The 14,801-nt window shown below is 62.9% G+C and carries 19 protein-coding genes and 1 other RNA gene; 11 read left to right on the top strand and 9 right to left on the bottom strand.

Annotated features, from left to right (window positions below; genetic code table 11):
• Positions 1-3: 3 nt before the first annotated feature.
• Together J2X35_RS14030 and J2X35_RS14025 are read left to right on the top strand one after the other, a co-directional pair.
• On the top strand, positions 4-366 hold the full coding sequence (locus J2X35_RS14030) for a hypothetical protein (protein ID WP_310186393.1): 363 nt from the start codon (positions 4-6) through the stop codon (positions 364-366).
• Positions 367-388: 22 nt separating this feature from the next.
• On the top strand, positions 389-778 hold the full coding sequence (locus J2X35_RS14025) for a VOC family protein (protein ID WP_056112544.1): 390 nt from the start codon (positions 389-391) through the stop codon (positions 776-778).
• A gap of 36 nt (positions 779-814) precedes the next feature.
• Here the strand turns inward: J2X35_RS14025 and J2X35_RS14020 are convergent, their stop codons facing one another.
• From J2X35_RS14020 to ssrS, 4 genes are all read right to left on the bottom strand, one after another.
• Positions 815-1,567, bottom strand: coding sequence for a TerC family protein (locus tag J2X35_RS14020; protein ID WP_056112547.1), 753 nt, complete (start codon positions 1,565-1,567; stop codon positions 815-817).
• Between the two features lie 77 nt (positions 1,568-1,644).
• A complete protein-coding gene (locus J2X35_RS14015; RefSeq protein ID WP_056112549.1) occupies positions 1,645-2,469 on the bottom strand; it encodes a TIGR00282 family metallophosphoesterase in 825 nt (274 codons plus the stop codon).
• A 65-nt stretch (positions 2,470-2,534) separates the two neighbouring features.
• A complete protein-coding gene (locus J2X35_RS14010; RefSeq protein ID WP_310186389.1) occupies positions 2,535-3,122 on the bottom strand; it encodes a 5-formyltetrahydrofolate cyclo-ligase in 588 nt (195 codons plus the stop codon).
• Between the two features lie 168 nt (positions 3,123-3,290).
• Positions 3,291-3,448, bottom strand: a non-coding RNA gene (ssrS, locus tag J2X35_RS14005) — 6S RNA.
• Positions 3,449-3,574: 126 nt separating this feature from the next.
• Here ssrS and J2X35_RS14000 point away from each other — a divergent pair.
• From J2X35_RS14000 to J2X35_RS13960, 9 genes are all read left to right on the top strand, one after another.
• Positions 3,575-4,414: a MoxR family ATPase gene (locus J2X35_RS14000; RefSeq protein WP_056112554.1), complete on the top strand. Its 840-nt coding sequence runs from the start codon at positions 3,575-3,577 to the stop codon at positions 4,412-4,414.
• 196 nt (positions 4,415-4,610) lie between these two features.
• Positions 4,611-4,973 carry a hypothetical protein gene (locus J2X35_RS13995; protein WP_310186387.1) on the top strand — a complete coding sequence of 121 codons (363 nt, stop codon included), beginning with the start codon at positions 4,611-4,613 and terminating at the stop codon, positions 4,971-4,973.
• 78 nt (positions 4,974-5,051) lie between these two features.
• Positions 5,052-5,495: a GNAT family N-acetyltransferase gene (locus J2X35_RS13990; protein ID WP_056112559.1), complete on the top strand. Its 444-nt coding sequence runs from the start codon at positions 5,052-5,054 to the stop codon at positions 5,493-5,495.
• A gap of 25 nt (positions 5,496-5,520) precedes the next feature.
• Positions 5,521-5,949, top strand: a complete 429-nt coding sequence (locus J2X35_RS13985) for a YeeE/YedE family protein (protein WP_056112561.1) — start codon at positions 5,521-5,523, stop codon at positions 5,947-5,949.
• A gap of 2 nt (positions 5,950-5,951) precedes the next feature.
• Complete coding sequence (locus J2X35_RS13980; RefSeq protein WP_310186385.1) at positions 5,952-6,380, top strand: YeeE/YedE family protein; 429 nt, start codon at positions 5,952-5,954, stop codon at positions 6,378-6,380.
• A gap of 3 nt (positions 6,381-6,383) precedes the next feature.
• A complete protein-coding gene (locus J2X35_RS13975; RefSeq protein ID WP_310186384.1) occupies positions 6,384-7,574 on the top strand; it encodes a VWA domain-containing protein in 1,191 nt (396 codons plus the stop codon).
• Positions 7,575-7,600: 26 nt separating this feature from the next.
• Positions 7,601-8,125, top strand: a complete 525-nt coding sequence (locus tag J2X35_RS13970) for an RNA pyrophosphohydrolase (RefSeq protein WP_056112569.1) — start codon at positions 7,601-7,603, stop codon at positions 8,123-8,125.
• Between the two features lie 149 nt (positions 8,126-8,274).
• The gene (gene alr, locus J2X35_RS13965) at positions 8,275-9,417 is read left to right on the top strand and encodes an alanine racemase (protein ID WP_310186382.1); all 1,143 of its coding nucleotides are present in this window, start codon (positions 8,275-8,277) and stop codon (positions 9,415-9,417) included.
• On the top strand, positions 9,414-10,670 hold the full coding sequence (locus J2X35_RS13960) for a D-amino acid dehydrogenase (RefSeq protein WP_310186381.1): 1,257 nt from the start codon (positions 9,414-9,416) through the stop codon (positions 10,668-10,670). Before alr ends, J2X35_RS13960 begins: the two co-directional genes overlap by 4 nt.
• Positions 10,671-10,714: 44 nt before the next feature.
• Here the strand turns inward: J2X35_RS13960 and J2X35_RS13955 are convergent, their stop codons facing one another.
• From J2X35_RS13955 to J2X35_RS13935, 5 genes are all read right to left on the bottom strand, one after another.
• Positions 10,715-11,011, bottom strand: coding sequence for a GNAT family N-acetyltransferase (locus J2X35_RS13955; RefSeq protein WP_310186379.1), 297 nt, complete (start codon positions 11,009-11,011; stop codon positions 10,715-10,717).
• Positions 11,012-11,064: 53 nt separating this feature from the next.
• Complete coding sequence (locus J2X35_RS13950) at positions 11,065-11,364, bottom strand: GNAT family N-acetyltransferase (RefSeq protein ID WP_056112578.1); 300 nt, start codon at positions 11,362-11,364, stop codon at positions 11,065-11,067.
• A 2-nt stretch (positions 11,365-11,366) separates the two neighbouring features.
• Positions 11,367-12,005, bottom strand: a complete 639-nt coding sequence (locus J2X35_RS13945; RefSeq protein WP_310186377.1) for an alpha/beta hydrolase — start codon at positions 12,003-12,005, stop codon at positions 11,367-11,369.
• On the bottom strand, positions 12,002-12,943 hold the full coding sequence (locus J2X35_RS13940) for a VOC family protein (protein WP_310186374.1): 942 nt from the start codon (positions 12,941-12,943) through the stop codon (positions 12,002-12,004). The genes J2X35_RS13945 and J2X35_RS13940 overlap by 4 nt, the downstream gene beginning before the upstream one ends.
• Positions 12,944-13,190: 247 nt before the next feature.
• Positions 13,191-14,594 carry a PRC-barrel domain-containing protein gene (locus tag J2X35_RS13935; protein WP_310186372.1) on the bottom strand — a complete coding sequence of 468 codons (1,404 nt, stop codon included), beginning with the start codon at positions 14,592-14,594 and terminating at the stop codon, positions 13,191-13,193.
• Positions 14,595-14,801 lie beyond the last annotated feature (207 nt).

Genomic DNA, 14,801 nt, shown 5'->3' with positions numbered 1-14,801 from the left:
GCTATGAACGCAAAGATCCGGGGCGGCATCAACATCGCCATGAAGGTCCCGAGCCATCAGTACCGGCAGACGATCGCCTTCTACCGCGATGTCGTCGGCCTGAAACCCTTTGACGCGAAGGCGCCCGCCGTCGGTTTCGAGCTTGGGCCGAACCGGCTCTGGATCGACGAGGCGCCGGCGATGAGCCAGGCGGAAGTTTGGCTGGAGTTCTTCACCGACGATCACGAAACCGCGCTTCAGCGTCTGGAAAACGCCGGCGTGACGCGCTGCGATCCGATCGAGCCCCTCGGGCCCGGTTTCCGCGGCGGCTGGATCATGAACCCGTCCGGCATCGTCCACATGGTGCGCGAACCGGACGCCTGGTGACCAAACGAAGGAGACACTGCCAATGACCTTGAGCCCATTCCTGATGTTCGAAGGCAGGGCGGAGGAGGCCTTGACCTTCTACTGCGAAACCATTCCCGACAGCCGCATCATTGATGTGGTGCGCTATGGACCGGGCGAACCTGGGCCGGCCGGGACGGTCAAGACGGCGCGCGCCGCGATCGCGGGACTGGAGGTGATGGCAAGCGACAGCCATGTCCACCACGCCTTCACCTTCACGCCATCGATATCCCTGTTCATGAACGTCGATAGCGAAGCAGAGCTTGAGCGCATCGTGGCGGTGCTGGCCGAAGGCGGAGGCATGCTGATGCCGATCGGCGACTACGGCTTCAGCCGTCGTTTCGCCTGGCTGAACGACCGCTTCGGCGTCTCCTGGCAGATCAATCTGCCCTGATGCCGGAGAAGCCGGCCTTGGGCCGGCTTCAGTCGGCTAGTGACCGCCTTTCCTTTTCCGCGCCAGCATGTTGAGCCCCTCGACCAGCGCCGAGAAACCCATGGCCGCGTAGATATAACCCTTCGGCACATGGTAGCCGAAACCGTCGGCGATCAGCGTCATGCCGATCATCAGCAGGAAGCCGAGCGCCAGCATGACGATGGTCGGGTTCTTCTCGATGAAATTCGCCAGCGGCGTTGCTGCCAGCATCATCACAGAGACCGCGACGATGACGGCGATATACATGATGGCGATCTCGTCGGTCATGCCGACCGCGGTGATTATGGAGTCGATCGAGAACACCAGGTCGAGCAACAGGATCTGGAAGATCGCCGCGCCCAGCGTCAGCTGCAGCGTCTTGCTGACCATCGTATCCTTGTGGTCTTCAGGATCGACCGTGTGATGGATTTCCTTGGTCGCCTTCCACACCAGAAACAGACCGCCGGCGATCAGAATCAGATCGCGCCACGAGAAGCCGTGGCCGAAGGCGGTGAACAGCGGATTGGTCAGTTGCACGATGAAGGAGATCGTCGCGAGCAACACCAGCCGCATGATCAGCGCTGCTGAAATGCCGAGCCGCCGCGCCTGGACGCGCTGTCCCTCGGGAAGCTTGTTGGTGAGGATGGAGATAAAGATCAGATTGTCGATGCCGAGAACGATCTCAAGCACGATGAGAGTGAGCAGCGCCACCCAGGCGGTCGGGTCGTTGACGAAAGTGAAATACGGCGCGAGAAAGTCGATTATCGGCATGGCGGTGGTCCCCTCGTCATGTCTTCGGCTTGATCAGGTTCGCCGGCAATTAGGTATGACCGCCGGCGATATCAATGTCACGCCCAGAACGAAGGGGCCGTTTCTTCCAGCCTTGGGCCGCGACGAAACGGCGCAATGCGTTCTGCCAGGCCGGTGCGGTCGGAAATGTCGACGCCGACGCCGCACAATGTCGCCGGTCCGCTGGCAGCCTCGAAACGTCCCTTCGGCACTTTGGACAGGAAACGGTTGAGCGGCTCCTCCTTGTCCATGCCGAGCGAGGAGTCATAATCGCCGCACATGCCGGCATCGCTCATGTAGGCGGTGCCGCCACTGAGGATATGATGATCGGCGGTCGGCTGGTGCGTATGCGTGCCGACGACCAGGCTGGCGCGGCCGTCGACGAAATGCGCGAAGCACATCTTCTCGCTGGTCGCCTCGGCATGGAAATCGACGACCACGGCGTCCGCCTGTTCGCCCAGCGGACAGGCGGCAAGCTCGCGTTCAGCCGACTGGAACGGGTCGTCCAGTTCCGGATGCATGAAGACGCGCCCCATGATGTTGGACACCAGCACCCGCGCGCCGTTGCGTGCAATGTAGACACCCGTGCCACGTCCGGGCGTACCCTTGGGAAAATTCGCCGGCCGCAGGAACCGTTCCTCGCGCGGCGCGAAGGCCAGCGCCTCGCGTTGGTCCCAGACATGATTGCCGGTGGTCACCACGTCGGCGCCGGCATCGAGCGTTGCGCGGAATATTTCTTCCGTGATGCCGAAACCGCCGGCGGCGTTCTCACCGTTGACGATGACGAAATCCAGCTTGAAGTCGGAGATCAGTCCGGGAAGCTGCTCCCACACCGCCGTCCGCCCGGTCTTGCCGACCATGTCGCCGAGAAAGAGAAGTCTCATTCGTTCACCTGACGCTTTACGTTACCGCAAGCGCCGATGCTCGAGAACCTTGCGCCCAAGGCTTTTTACCCAGTGGCGGCGAACCTCCGCAACCCATTCTCGGTCAGTATTTCGGCAAGCGCGATGTCGTGCGGCTCGTCCGGCAGGCGCGCCACCTCCTGGCAATCGAAGGCGACGCCGACGAGATGAGGCCGTCTTCCTTGCCCGTGCAGGCGGGCGATGGCGCGGTCGTAGTGACCGGCGCCATAACCCAGCCGATGTCCCCGGTTGTCGAACGCGGCCAGCGGCACCAGCAGGACGTCGGGATCAAGTATGGCGGCTTCTGGTCCGGGACCGGCGGTGCCGAAGCCCGTCGACACCAGCGGCGCGCCCCGCACCAGTTCCCGAAACACGATCGTCTCCCGGTCGAGCACAACGGGCAGGCAGAGCCTCGCGCCTTTCTCCGTCAGTGCCGCCATCAGTGGCCTCAGATCGATCTCCGACCGGATCGGCAGGAAGCCGGAAACAATCGCTCCGGGATCGAACTGGATCGCGGCGGCGCCCTTCTCTGCCGCCAGCAGCGACGCCTCGATGCGCCAGACCGGATCGAGCGCATCGCGGCGCCCGAGCGCTTCGCGCCGGAGTTGCGTTTTCCTATCTTTCGAAGAGGTCATATTACGGCTCGGCGTCGATACAGGCGTCAGCCACCATGTACCCTCATGTCCGGCCGTGATCCATCCGGAACCGAAACGTTCTAAACCCTGCACTGGAGATGTTCAGGCATGGATTTCCAACAAGCCAAAGTCGGTCTGAACCGATATTTCCGAAAATACAAAGGGAAGTGGCGATCCACACGACCGGTGGAGAAGTCGATCCCGGGAACCTACAAAGTAGGTGGGCGCCGTGTGTCCGAGCCCACGGGCCCGGCCAGGGACAGCTCCCTTTGAGATCGATAAGGCCCCGGGGAATATGTCTCTCCTGCCGGGAAGCGCAGACCGCCAACGCCAATATAGAGCCGCGAGCCTCCTCGCGCCAGCGGCAATACGCTAGCGGCATGTGTATTGCACTGGTTGCGTGCCGCATCGCACAATCCTACTGTCCCGCTGATACGAAAAGGGAGTTCTGGATGCGGTTCGAAGGCACGTCGGCCTATATCGCCGACAAGGATCTGATGGTGGCGGTGAATGCGTCGATCGCGCTGGAGCGCCCGCTGCTGGTCAAGGGCGAGCCGGGTACGGGCAAGACCGAACTGGCCAGACAAGTGGCGGCGGCGCTCGGTCTCGACCTGATCGAATGGCACGTCAAATCAACCACGCGCGCCCAGCAGGGCCTCTATGAATACGACGCCGTCTCGCGCCTGCGCGACAGCCAGCTGGGCGACGAACGCTTCAACGACATCGCCAACTATATCAAGCGCGGCAAGCTGTGGGAGGCTTTCGCCGCCGGCCGAAAGGTCGTGCTTCTGATCGACGAGATCGACAAGGCCGACATCGAGTTTCCCAACGACCTCCTGCAGGAACTCGATAGGATGGAGTTCTTCGTCTATGAGACTGGAGAGACGATCCGGGCGGATGTCCGCCCCATCGTCATCATCACCTCCAACAATGAGAAGGAACTGCCGGACGCCTTCCTGCGCCGCTGCTTCTTCCACTACATCCGCTTCCCTGACGCCGACACGCTGTCGCGCATCGTCGAGGTCCACTATCCGGGCATCAAGCAGGATCTGGTGCGTGCCGCGCTGACCCAGTTCTACGAGATCCGCGACGTCGCCGGCCTGAAGAAGAAACCGTCGACCTCCGAGGCGCTCGACTGGATACGCCTGCTCGTCGCCGACGACATCGACCCCGCCGACCTGCGCGCCGACCCCAAGAATGCCTTGCCGAAGCTGCATGGCGCGCTGCTCAAGAACGAGCAGGACGTGCATCTGTTCGAACGCCTGGCGTTCCTGGCGAAACGGCAGGCATAGTCGGATACAGCCATGGAAGTCTTTGTGCCGACGGTGCCCTTTGGCTGCGAGTGGGTAACAGTCGATGACCACCGGCAGCTCGAGAAAATGCTCGCCGCCGGATCGAAACGCATCCCATGGTGGAACTGGCCGATCCGTGCCATCCACATAACGCAGGACGATGACGGCCCTCGCGACGCCGTCGATGCGCCCTTGGATGGGCAGCCACGGCTTTGTGATAAAGGCTCCGGCCCGCGCGCGGCTGCGACCGGTTTTTGGTCGTGCGGCGCAGTACGTGCCTGTCGCCGGCACGCCCTATCCGCGCCTGTCCTATGTCCACGTCCACAACCTTGCCGATGTTCTCGACGAAAACCGGTCCGAGATCGTTCGCTTTTCACCCGGACCAGACATACTGGACATAGTGCGCCACGAATTTCTGCCGTCGGTGGCGCAGGCGGGACCCGTTTTCAAATTGAAGCAAATGCCCAGAGGCGGTGTCTATCTGACCGGCGAGGCCGTGAGCGCCATCACCAAATCCGGTCTGACCGGATTTACCTTCGAGAAAGTCTGGGAAGGCTGAAGAGCCGCGCCGAAGCCCTGTCTTGCCTTGCGCGGTCAGGGCAGCGACAGTGTCGAAAATATTCATCGGGATTCTGTCATGATCGTTGCTGTCCGTCCGTTGGTGCAAACCGACCACGCCGCGTGGCGCCGGCTATGGACCGCTTATCTGACCTTCTATGAGGCGACCGTAACGGAAGAGGTCTACGTCTCGACCTGGCAGCGGCTGTTCACGCCGGGCGAGTTCGAGCCGAAAGGCTTCATCGCCCTGCTCGAAGGCAAACCGGTCGGCCTGACGCACTACATGTATCATCGCTCCTGCTGGTCGCTGGTCAACAATTGCTACCTGCAGGATCTGTTTGCCGACCCTGAAATCCGCGGCAGGGGCGTCGGCGCCGCGCTGATCGAGGCTGTGCGGCAGGAAGCGGCGAAGATCGGCGTCACCAATGTCTACTGGATGACGCACGAAACCAACGCCACCGCGCGGAAATTGTACGACCGCGTGGCGCGCAGGACAGGTTTCATCGAATACGATCTGCTATGAAGCAACCTCTTGTATCGGATAACCCATGACCGAGTTCACACCTTTCGCATCTCTCGCCGGCGGCGCGCTGATTGGGCTGTCTGTCGTGTTGCTGATGGCTTTCGAGGGGCGGATCGCCGGGATCAGCGGCATCGCCGCACGGTTGCTTCCGCCTTATATTGGCCGCCCTGTCCTGCCTGCCCTCGGTTTTGTCGCCGGGCTGGTCCTTGCGCCGTTCGCCGTCATGGCTGTGACAGGCGCCTCCCTCCGGCAGGATATTTCGGCCAACCTGCCGCTCATGGCGCTTGCGGGTCTGCTGGTGGGTTTCGGAGCAGGCTTGGGAGGCGGCTGCACCAGCGGTCATGGCGTCTGCGGTATCTCCCGTCTGTCCCTGCGCTCGGTCGTGGCCACGATCACATTCATGCTTGCTGGATTCGCGACTGTGTTTGTGACCAGGCACATGGTGGGGCTTTGACCATGTCTTTTCTGGTCAACCTGTTGGTTGGATTACTGTTCGGCATCGGGCTGGTCGTTTCCGGAATGTCCAACCCTGCCAAAGTTCTCAATTTCCTCGATCCGTTCGGCCCGTGGGATCCGTCGCTGGCCTTTGTCATGGGCGGCGCGGTTGTCGTCGCCTTTGTCGGCTACCGTCTGGTACTGAAAAGAAAACGGCCGCTGATGGATTCGGTGTTCCACCTGCCGACGAGAAAAGACCTGGACCGCCGGCTATTTGCCGGTGCGGCCATCTTTGGCATCGGGTGGGGTTTGGGTGGCTTATGCCCCGGACCGGCGCTCACTGCTCTAGGCCTGACGGCCCCCGGTGTGTTGACTTTCCTGCCTGCGATGTTTGTAGGCCTTATGCTGGCTCGCTCGGCCACAGGAATCGAATCCCGGCGCGGCGGGTAGTTCATGTTCATTCCCTTCTTCCTCGACCTGAAAGCAACCAGAATCCCCGTTTCGCTGCGGGAATATCTGGCTCTGCTCGAAGGTCTGGAGACCGGGCTTGTCGACTATGATGTGGAGGGATTCTACTACCTCGCGCGTTCGGCCCTGGTGAAGGACGAGCGTCACATCGACCGCTTCGACCAAGTCTTCGCCCGCGCTTTCAAGGGCGTCGAGGCGTTGTCTGGGCAGGACAGTATCGAGACCGTCGAGATTCCGGAGGAATGGCTGCGCCGGCTGGCCGAAAAGCACCTGTCGGAAGAGGAGAAAAAGCTGGTCGAGGCGCTGGGCGGCTTTGACAAGCTGATGGAGACGCTCAAGCAACGGCTGGAAGAACAGAAGGGCCGGCATCAGGGCGGCTCGAAATGGATCGGCACCGCTGGCACCTCGCCCTTCGGCGCCTATGGTTACAATCCCGAAGGCGTCCGCATCGGCCAGCACGAAAGCCGCCATCGCCGCGCCGTGAAAGTGTGGGACAAACGCGAGTTTCGAAATTTCGACGATTCCGTCGAGCTCGGCACCCGCAACATCAAGGTCGCGCTCAAGCGCTTGCGCCGCTGGGTGCGCGAGGGCGCCGAGGAGGAATTCGACCTGCCCGGCACCATCCACGCCACTGCCGAGCATGGCTATCTCGACGTGCGCACGCGGCCGGAGCGGCGCAACGCCGTGAAGCTCCTGATGTTCTTCGATGTCGGCGGATCGATGGATGACCACATCAAGGTGGTTGAGGAGCTGTTTTCAGCCGCCCGCACCGAGTTCCGGCAGCTCGAATATTTCTACTTTCACAATTGCCTTTACGAGGGCGTCTGGAAGGACAACCGCCGGCGTCATGCCGAGACGCTGTCCACCTTCGACCTGATTCATAAATACGGACCTGACTACAAGGTGATTTTCGTCGGCGACGCCGCCATGAGCCCCTATGAGATCGCCTATGCGGGCGGATCGGTCGAGCACTGGAACCCCGAAGCCGGCGCGGTCTGGCTCGGGCGGGTCATGGCGCACTGGCCGAACGCCGTGTGGCTTAACCCGACCGGCGAGAAACACTGGAACTACACCCATTCCATCGGCATGATCCGCGACCTGTTCGAAGGCCGCATGTTCCCGCTCACCCTCACCGGACTTGAGGCCGCGACGAAGCAGCTGTCCCGCAAGCATTGAACAAACCAGATATCCCGAGGTCCTCCATGGCAGCCGACAAGAAAAAGAAGTTCGATCCCGAGGGCGTTCCTTACCGGCGCTGCGTCGGCATGCTGATCCTGAACGACAAGGGGTACGCCTGGGCGGGGCACCGCATTGCCGAGCCGGATAGCGAGTTCACCGGCATCGACCTTTTGTGGCAGTTGCCGCAAGGCGGCATCGACAAGGGCGAGGAGCCGATCGAGGCCGCATGGCGGGAAATCCTCGAGGAAACCGGCATGGAAAGCCTCAAGCTGCTTGGCGAGATTCCACACTGGATCAACTACGATCTGCCGCCGGATCTGATGGGTGTCGCCTTCAAGGGCAAATATCGCGGCCAGACACAGAAGTGGTTCGCCTTCCGCTTCCACGGCGACGAAAGCGAAATCCGCATCGCGCCACCGCCGGGCGGCCACAAAGCCGAATTCGACGAATGGGCCTGGCACCCGCTGGACGACCTGCCCGGCCTGATCGTGCCCTTCAAGCGCAAGGTTTATGAAGAGGTTATCGAGGCATTTCGCCACCTCGCCTGACGAGATGGCGATATCGTGCAGGAAGCTCTGTTTTCCGCCCGGAAATTCGCACGATACGCGATACTCGACAGCCAATGGCAGAGGATCGTGCGCCATATCCATGCTAGAAGCACGGTTGTGTCGAAGCGGGAAATGCACGAGGTTGGCGGGTGAGCGGGAGTTTCGCGAGATCGGTTGACGACCGGACGCCGAGCCTTGCCGCCGCCGGCGCAGTCCTGACCATCGATCTCGGCGCGCTGCGCGAGAATTATCGCCGGCTGAAGGCAAGGCTCGGCGGCATGCGCTGCGCCGCGGTCGTCAAGGCGGACGGCTATGGGCTTGGCGCGATCCCCGTGGCGAAGGCCTTGATGGCGGAAGGCTGCGACAGCTTCTTCGTCGCCCATGTCACCGAGGGCGCCGCCCTGCGCGAAGCGCTTGGCAATGGTCCCGCAATCCATGTGCTGAATGGCATTTCGCCCGACGCAGAGACGGAAATCCTTGCAGCCGGACTGATCCCCGTCCTGAACAGTGGCCTCGAGTTGCAGGCATGGCGCGGCGCTGCCGCCAGAGCTGGACGCACTCTACCCGCCGCTCTGCAGGTAGACAGCGGCATGTCGCGCCTCGGCATGACCCCGCGGGAGGTGGAAGCGGTTGCCGCAGATTCCAAAGCCTTCGAGGGCATCGACATCGTTCTGGTGATGAGCCATCTCGCCTGCGCCGATGAGCCTTCGCATCCGGCGAACCGGGCTCAGCTTCTGGAATTCGAGCGCCTGCGCCGGCTGCTGCCCGAGGCTCCGGCTTCGCTTGCGAATTCTTCCGGCGCGTTCCTCGAACCGCCCTGGCGTATGGACCTCGCCCGGCTGGGCGTCGCGCTTTACGGCGTCAATCCGACCCCAGTATTAGAAAATCCCATGCTGCCGGTTGTGCGCCTGGACGCGAAGGTGATCCAGACCCGCAACCTGCCGGCCGGAACCGGCGTCGGTTACGGACATGCCTTCACCGCGCCCGGCCCGATGCGGCTTGCCACGCTTTCCATCGGCTATGCCGACGGCTGGCAGCGTCGCGTTTCGGCGGCGGCTTTTATCGACGGCGTGCGCCTGCCCTTTGTTGGCCGCGTCTCCATGGACATGATCGTCATCGACATTTCGGCGCTGCCGCCGGACCGGTTGCAGCGGGGCGATCTCGTCGAACTGATCGGGCCGTCGCAAAGCGTTGATGACATCGCTGCCATCGCCGGCACGATCGGCTACGAAATCCTTACCAGTCTCGGCCACCGCTTCCACCGGCGGTATCTGGGAGGAGAGACGTCATGAAGGTCCTGATCCTCGGCAGCGGCGTCATCGGCGTCACATCTGCCTATTACCTGGCCGAAGCCGGCCATGAGGTCACGGTCATCGACCGTCAGCCTGGACCGGCGCTGGAGACCAGCTTCGCCAATGCCGGCGAAGTTTCGCCCGGCTACTCCTCGCCTTGGGCTGGCCCCGGCGTGCCGCTAAAGGCGGTCAAATGGCTTTTGATGAAGCACGGCCCGCTGGTCGTGCGTCCAGCCTTCGATCCGCATATGTGGAACTGGCTGGTCCGCATGCTGGCCAACTGCACCTCGGCCCGCTACGCGGTGAACAAAGCCCGGATGGTGCCGCTGGCCGAATACAGCCGCGACACGCTGAAGGCGCTGCGCGCCGCAACCGGCATCCGCTATGACGAGCGCGCGCAAGGCACGCTGCAACTTTTCCGCACGCAAAAACAGCTCGACAGCGTCGGTGGCGATGTCGAGGTGCTGAAGCACTACGGCGTGCCCTACGAAGTGCTGGAACCCGCCGGCTGTATCGGCGCCGAGCCGGGTCTGGCCGCGGTGCGGGACAAATTCGTCGGCGGCCTGCGGCTGCCCGGCGACGAGACCGGCGACTGCAAGCTGTTCACCGACAGGCTGGCGGCCATGGCTACCGCCCGAGGCGTCAAATTCGAATATGGCGTCACCCTCAACACAATAAGCGCTGAGCAGGGCCGCATCAGCGGCTGCGACACCAGCGCCGGGACCCGCACCGCGGACGCCTACATCATGGCCATGGGCAGCTATTCGCCGATCTGGATGCGCCGCATCGGCCAGCCGATCCCGCTTTATCCGGTCAAGGGCTATTCGATCACGGTGCCGATCACTGATGCGGCCAAGGCGCCTGTCTCGACCGTCATGGACGAAAGCTACAAGGTGGCGATCACCCGGCTGGGCAACCGCATCCGCGTCGGCGGCACCGCCGAGATCTCCGGCTATGACATGCGGCTGCACGACGCGCGGCGCAAAACGCTCGAACATTCAGTAGGCGATCTTTTCCCCGGCGCCGGGGACCTTGCAGCCGCGTCCTTCTGGTGCGGCTTGCGGCCGATGACGCCGGACGGACCACCGATCATCGGCGCTTCAAAATTTCCGAACCTTTATCTGAACACCGGCCACGGCACGCTGGGCTGGACCATGGCTTGCGGCTCGGCCCGCGTCCTGAGCGACATCGTCTCTGGCCGCGCACCGGATATCCACGCGGATGCGCTCAGCCTTGCGCGTTACGCAAGCTGAGCGGACCGGAAAACCTGATAACTCGATAGACTGGCGCGACGGGCTTACTGCGCCAGCACGTCCTGCCAGTCCTTGTGACGGCGGAACTCGGCAGCCACATAGCCGCAGACAGGCGTGATCGACGTACCGCTTTCGCGCGCATCCTGAACGGCACGCAGCACCAGCATGGCGGCGACGCCACGGCCCCGCGCCGACGGCGGCACGAAGCTGTAGTCGATGGCGATGTGGTCCGGGCTGCTGCGCACATAGGTGAGATAGGCGTCCTGCCCATCTGCGGTGGCAAGGACGTAACGGCCCTTCCCGTCTGTCTCTTCCCGGCGAATCTCTGCCTGCATGTCCATGACTTACTTCCGTGTTTCTTCCAATCCAATGCGCTGCCGGCCAGCCGGTTCCGCTATCGCTTCAGCACGTCCGCCCATTCCTCATGGCGGCGGAACTGCGCCGCCGCGAAAGGACAAAGCGGGATGATCGTCTTGCCGGCGGCTCGCGCATCCTCGACCGCGCGGGTCACCAGACGCAAGCCTGCGCCCTGTCCGCGGAACGCATCCGGCACGCCCGTATGGTCGATGATGATCTGGCGCTCGCCGACCTTGGTGAAGGTCATCTCCGCCTCGGCGCCATCCGGGCCGCGCAGGACATAGCGGCCCTTGCTGCCATTGTCCTCCAGGGTGATTTCCGGCAATTGCTCGTTCATCGTCAGGCTCCTTGTCCCGGTCGGGCAGCCAGGAACCGCCGCGCCGCCTCGATTTCGTTGGCGCGGATTTCGTGCCCGCCCTCATGCCATTCCACTGTGACATCCGCGGCGGCCGACTGCAAATTGGCTTCCAGCCGCGCGGTCAGGTTGGGCGAACAGATCGGGTCGTGCCGGCCGGCCGTGATCAGGATGCGTTTGCCCGCGAGGCTGCCCTTGATCTCCGGCTGGAACGGAATGAGCGGATGCATCAGCACGACCGCGTCGAACAGGTCCGGTTCGGCGAAAGTCAGCGAGGCCAGTATGTTGGCGCCGTTCGAATAGCCGAGACCGAGGACCGCCGAAAACTTTCCGTCAGTCGTGTCCGCCACCGGTCGCGCATGTGCCTTGACGAAGCTGCTCATCTTCGCCGTGGCGCGCGCCAGATCGCCCATGTCGTAGACACCCTCGCCGGTACGGCGAAAGAAGCGCGCCGCGCCATATTCGGAAACGTCGCCGCGTGGCGACACGATGGCCGCCGGCACGAGATCGCGGCCGAGCGGAACAAGCTGGGTCTCGTCCGCGCCGGTGCCGTGGAAGACGAAAAGGATGGGGCCGCCCGGCGAACCGGGCAGCACCTTGTGGATGTAGGCGTCCTCGCTCATGACCGGCCCCCGTCCAGCGGCTGGAGGTGCTGCTCCAGATAGGGCCGCAAATGGGCATGTTGCGCCGGCAGCTTGAGCGCCTCGCCGAGATGCGCGGTGTCCTCATCCCGGTCGAAGCCGGGTTCGTTGGTCGCCACCTCGAACAACACGCCGCCCGGCGTGCGGAAATAGATCGCCCAGAAATAGTCGCGGTCGATCACCGGCGTGACCTGATGGCCGGTATCCATCAGCGCCTTGCGCACTTCGAGCTGCTTGGCCCGGTTTTCCACCGCGAAGGCGATGTGATGCACCGACCCCGCGCCGAGCCCCGCGAAAGGCGCGCCGGGCAGCGTCTCGATGTCGATGACATCGGCGCCATTGCCGCCCTTGATGGCGAGGCGCCTGGTGTTTCCGAAGGTATCGACTTCCTCATAGCCCATGAATTTCAGCAGTTCCTCGGTGGCGCCGGCATCCTTCAATCGCAAGGAAGCGGAGTGGAAACCACGGATCGCCTCGTCGGCCGGCACGCCGCCCTTGACCCAGGGGGCGCGGCTGTCGGACTTGTCTTCGACAAGCGCGAAGCCCTCGCCATCCGGACCGGCGAAAGCAAGCCGCTTTTCGCCGAAAGCCTCGCTGCGCGAGATGGCGGCGACGCCTTTATCGGCGAGCCGCTTTTCCCAGTAGCCGAGCGTATCTTCCGGCACCGAGAACACCGTCGTTCCGACTTCGCCGACTCCATGCCGGCCCTTGCCGATACTGGGGAACGGGAAATAGGTCATGACCGAGCCGGGCGTGCCGAACTCATCCGCATAATAGAGGTGATAGACATCCGGCGCATCGAAATTGACGGTCTTCTTGACCCGCCGCAGCCCCAGCTTGTGCGTGAAGAAATCATTGTTGAGCGGGGCGTCGCTGGCCATTGACGTTACGTGGTGCAGCCCCTTGATCTGGTCGAGCATGGTCTTCTCCTCTCGTGGCGCGCCCGGTGCCGCGCCGATTTCTTTAAACGCGGCCAATGCCGCCGTTGCAGGGAATATGAGAGGACCTGGGCCGGTGGGAAAGACGCCAAACGCAGGATGAACTGTCCTTTAAAAGTGAACAATCCCGACCATTTTGTTCACAATGATGATGCCAGGCGCGCACTGTAGGACGAAAAAAAGCCCGCGCCGTTTCCGGCGCGGGCCTCGTCATTGGAACTTCGATACTTTACTGGACGATCAAGCGCTGTTCGTCGCGCTTCTCGGCATAGCTGCCCTTGTCATAGGCGACCTGCTTGTCGAGCTGTTCCTTGGTGAGGTTCGTGTAAAGGTAGTTGTTGCCGTCCTTGTCGGACATGAACTTGAGATTGTCCATGCCGACCGCGACGGACTTCGAACCAATGCCGAGGAAGCCGCCGACATCCATGATCACGGCATCCACCTTGTTGTCGGCCGACAGGACGATATCGCTGATCTCGCCGATATCGGCATCGTCGGCGCCATAGACATTGGTGCCGATGAGGGTGTCTGCGCTGATCTTGTCCGCGGGCATTTCCGTCAGCGTCGAACGGTCGATCGCAGCGGTTTCCGTCTTGTCCGCCGAATCGGCGTCGGCCTTCGGTTCAGCAGGCGCGGCGGCCATCGGGGCCGGTGCGGCTGCGCCGTCCGATGCGGCCGGAGGCGTGGCTTCATTGGTTGCCGTAGCCGGAGCGGTTGCCGAAGGTGCGGTGGGCTCGCCTGCCGCCGCAGCAGCCGGTGCCGGATCGTAAGCCTTGCGGTCGAAGTCCGGCAGACCCTGCAGTTCTTCCTTCGTCGCGCTGACGACCAGCCAGCGATCGCCGTCCTTCTCGGCCCATTCGGCCTTGCCGTAATCGAAGGCAACGTTCTTCGTGCCGAGGCCCAGGAAGCCGCCGACGCCGATGACCAGCGACTCGGCTGCACCATCCTTGGACAGAACGATATCCTTCACGTCGCCGATGTTTTCAGCATCGTCACCGGTACCGTTGTAGACATCCTCGCCCATGATGTTGCTGGCCAGCGCGCCGTCGGCGGGCTGGACCGGCGTGGCGTCAGCCGGCGCGGCTTTGGTGTCGGCCGGGGCCTTCTGGGCCGTGTCGGTCGCCGGCGCAGCAGGCGCGGCCGGAGTTGTGCCCGATGCCGAAGGAGCCATGGCTGTACCGCCATCCGCGGCCGGAGCCGGAGCCGGCTCGTAAGGCCGGTCGTCGAATGCGGGTAGCGCCGTCAGCGCATCCTTGCTGGTGTCAGCCACCAGCCAGCGGTCGCCATTCTTTTCGGTCCATTTCAGCTTGCTGAACTCCATGGCGACATTCTTGGAGCCAACGCCGAGGAACCCGCCAACACCGATAATCAGGGATTGGGCCTTGCCGTCCTTATCGAAGACGATGTCGGACACTTCGCCGATGTTTTCAGCGTCGTCGCCGCTGCCATTATAGACATCTTCGCCAATGACATTCGAAACCAGGCTGCCGTCCGACCGGACGACAGGGGCGGCGGGAGCGGCGCTTTCGGCGGCTGGCGGACTTGCCGGCGCCGGTGTCGTCGCGTTCTGGGCATAGGCGCCGCTTGCTACCATCGTAGCCAGGGCCGTCGTGGCCAATAGCTTGCGTATCATGATATTTCTCCTCGTCCGTTAATTCATCGGGCGCGCGGCACGGCTGGCCGCTGCTTCTACGGGTGGACAACGTGTCGGCGTCGCCGTTGTTCCGGCTTCCAATGCCGGGTTTTCGGGCATTCTGCCGCAGCATTTTCAAAGCATTTTTTTCGATTTTCTGCGGAACCATCCGTCGCAAAACGCGTTTGCGCATAGGCTGGAGCCATT

It is taken from the genome of Mesorhizobium sp. BE184, from assembly GCF_031457045.1.
GTDB lineage: Bacteria > Pseudomonadota > Alphaproteobacteria > Rhizobiales > Rhizobiaceae > Mesorhizobium.
Note: the sequence above shows the minus strand (reverse complement) of the source record. Positions and strands in the feature narration are given on the sequence as shown.

Excerpts from the sequence above, each read along its gene's own strand:
- J2X35_RS13970 (WP_056112569.1), top strand. The coding sequence starts at position 7,601 with ATGGCAGCCGACAAGAAAAAGAAGTTCGATCCCGAGGGCGTTCCTTAC.
- J2X35_RS14010 (WP_310186389.1), bottom strand. The coding sequence starts at position 3,122 with ATGACCTCTTCGAAAGATAGGAAAACGCAACTCCGGCGCGAAGCGCTC.
- J2X35_RS13985 (WP_056112561.1), top strand. The coding sequence starts at position 5,521 with ATGACCGAGTTCACACCTTTCGCATCTCTCGCCGGCGGCGCGCTGATT.
- J2X35_RS14030 (WP_310186393.1), top strand. The coding sequence starts at position 4 with ATGAACGCAAAGATCCGGGGCGGCATCAACATCGCCATGAAGGTCCCG.
- J2X35_RS13990 (WP_056112559.1), top strand. The coding sequence starts at position 5,052 with ATGATCGTTGCTGTCCGTCCGTTGGTGCAAACCGACCACGCCGCGTGG.
- J2X35_RS13975 (WP_310186384.1), top strand. The coding sequence starts at position 6,384 with ATGTTCATTCCCTTCTTCCTCGACCTGAAAGCAACCAGAATCCCCGTT.
- J2X35_RS14015 (WP_056112549.1), bottom strand. The coding sequence starts at position 2,469 with ATGAGACTTCTCTTTCTCGGCGACATGGTCGGCAAGACCGGGCGGACG.
- J2X35_RS14025 (WP_056112544.1), top strand. The coding sequence starts at position 389 with ATGACCTTGAGCCCATTCCTGATGTTCGAAGGCAGGGCGGAGGAGGCC.
- J2X35_RS13960 (WP_310186381.1), top strand. The coding sequence starts at position 9,414 with ATGAAGGTCCTGATCCTCGGCAGCGGCGTCATCGGCGTCACATCTGCC.
- J2X35_RS14020 (WP_056112547.1), bottom strand. The coding sequence starts at position 1,567 with ATGCCGATAATCGACTTTCTCGCGCCGTATTTCACTTTCGTCAACGAC.
- J2X35_RS14000 (WP_056112554.1), top strand. The coding sequence starts at position 3,575 with ATGCGGTTCGAAGGCACGTCGGCCTATATCGCCGACAAGGATCTGATG.
- J2X35_RS13955 (WP_310186379.1), bottom strand. The coding sequence starts at position 11,011 with ATGGACATGCAGGCAGAGATTCGCCGGGAAGAGACAGACGGGAAGGGC.
- J2X35_RS13950 (WP_056112578.1), bottom strand. The coding sequence starts at position 11,364 with ATGAACGAGCAATTGCCGGAAATCACCCTGGAGGACAATGGCAGCAAG.
- J2X35_RS13945 (WP_310186377.1), bottom strand. The coding sequence starts at position 12,005 with ATGAGCGAGGACGCCTACATCCACAAGGTGCTGCCCGGTTCGCCGGGC.
- J2X35_RS13995 (WP_310186387.1), top strand. The coding sequence starts at position 4,611 with ATGGGCAGCCACGGCTTTGTGATAAAGGCTCCGGCCCGCGCGCGGCTG.
- J2X35_RS13940 (WP_310186374.1), bottom strand. The coding sequence starts at position 12,943 with ATGCTCGACCAGATCAAGGGGCTGCACCACGTAACGTCAATGGCCAGC.
- J2X35_RS13935 (WP_310186372.1), bottom strand. The coding sequence starts at position 14,594 with ATGATACGCAAGCTATTGGCCACGACGGCCCTGGCTACGATGGTAGCA.
- J2X35_RS13980 (WP_310186385.1), top strand. The coding sequence starts at position 5,952 with ATGTCTTTTCTGGTCAACCTGTTGGTTGGATTACTGTTCGGCATCGGG.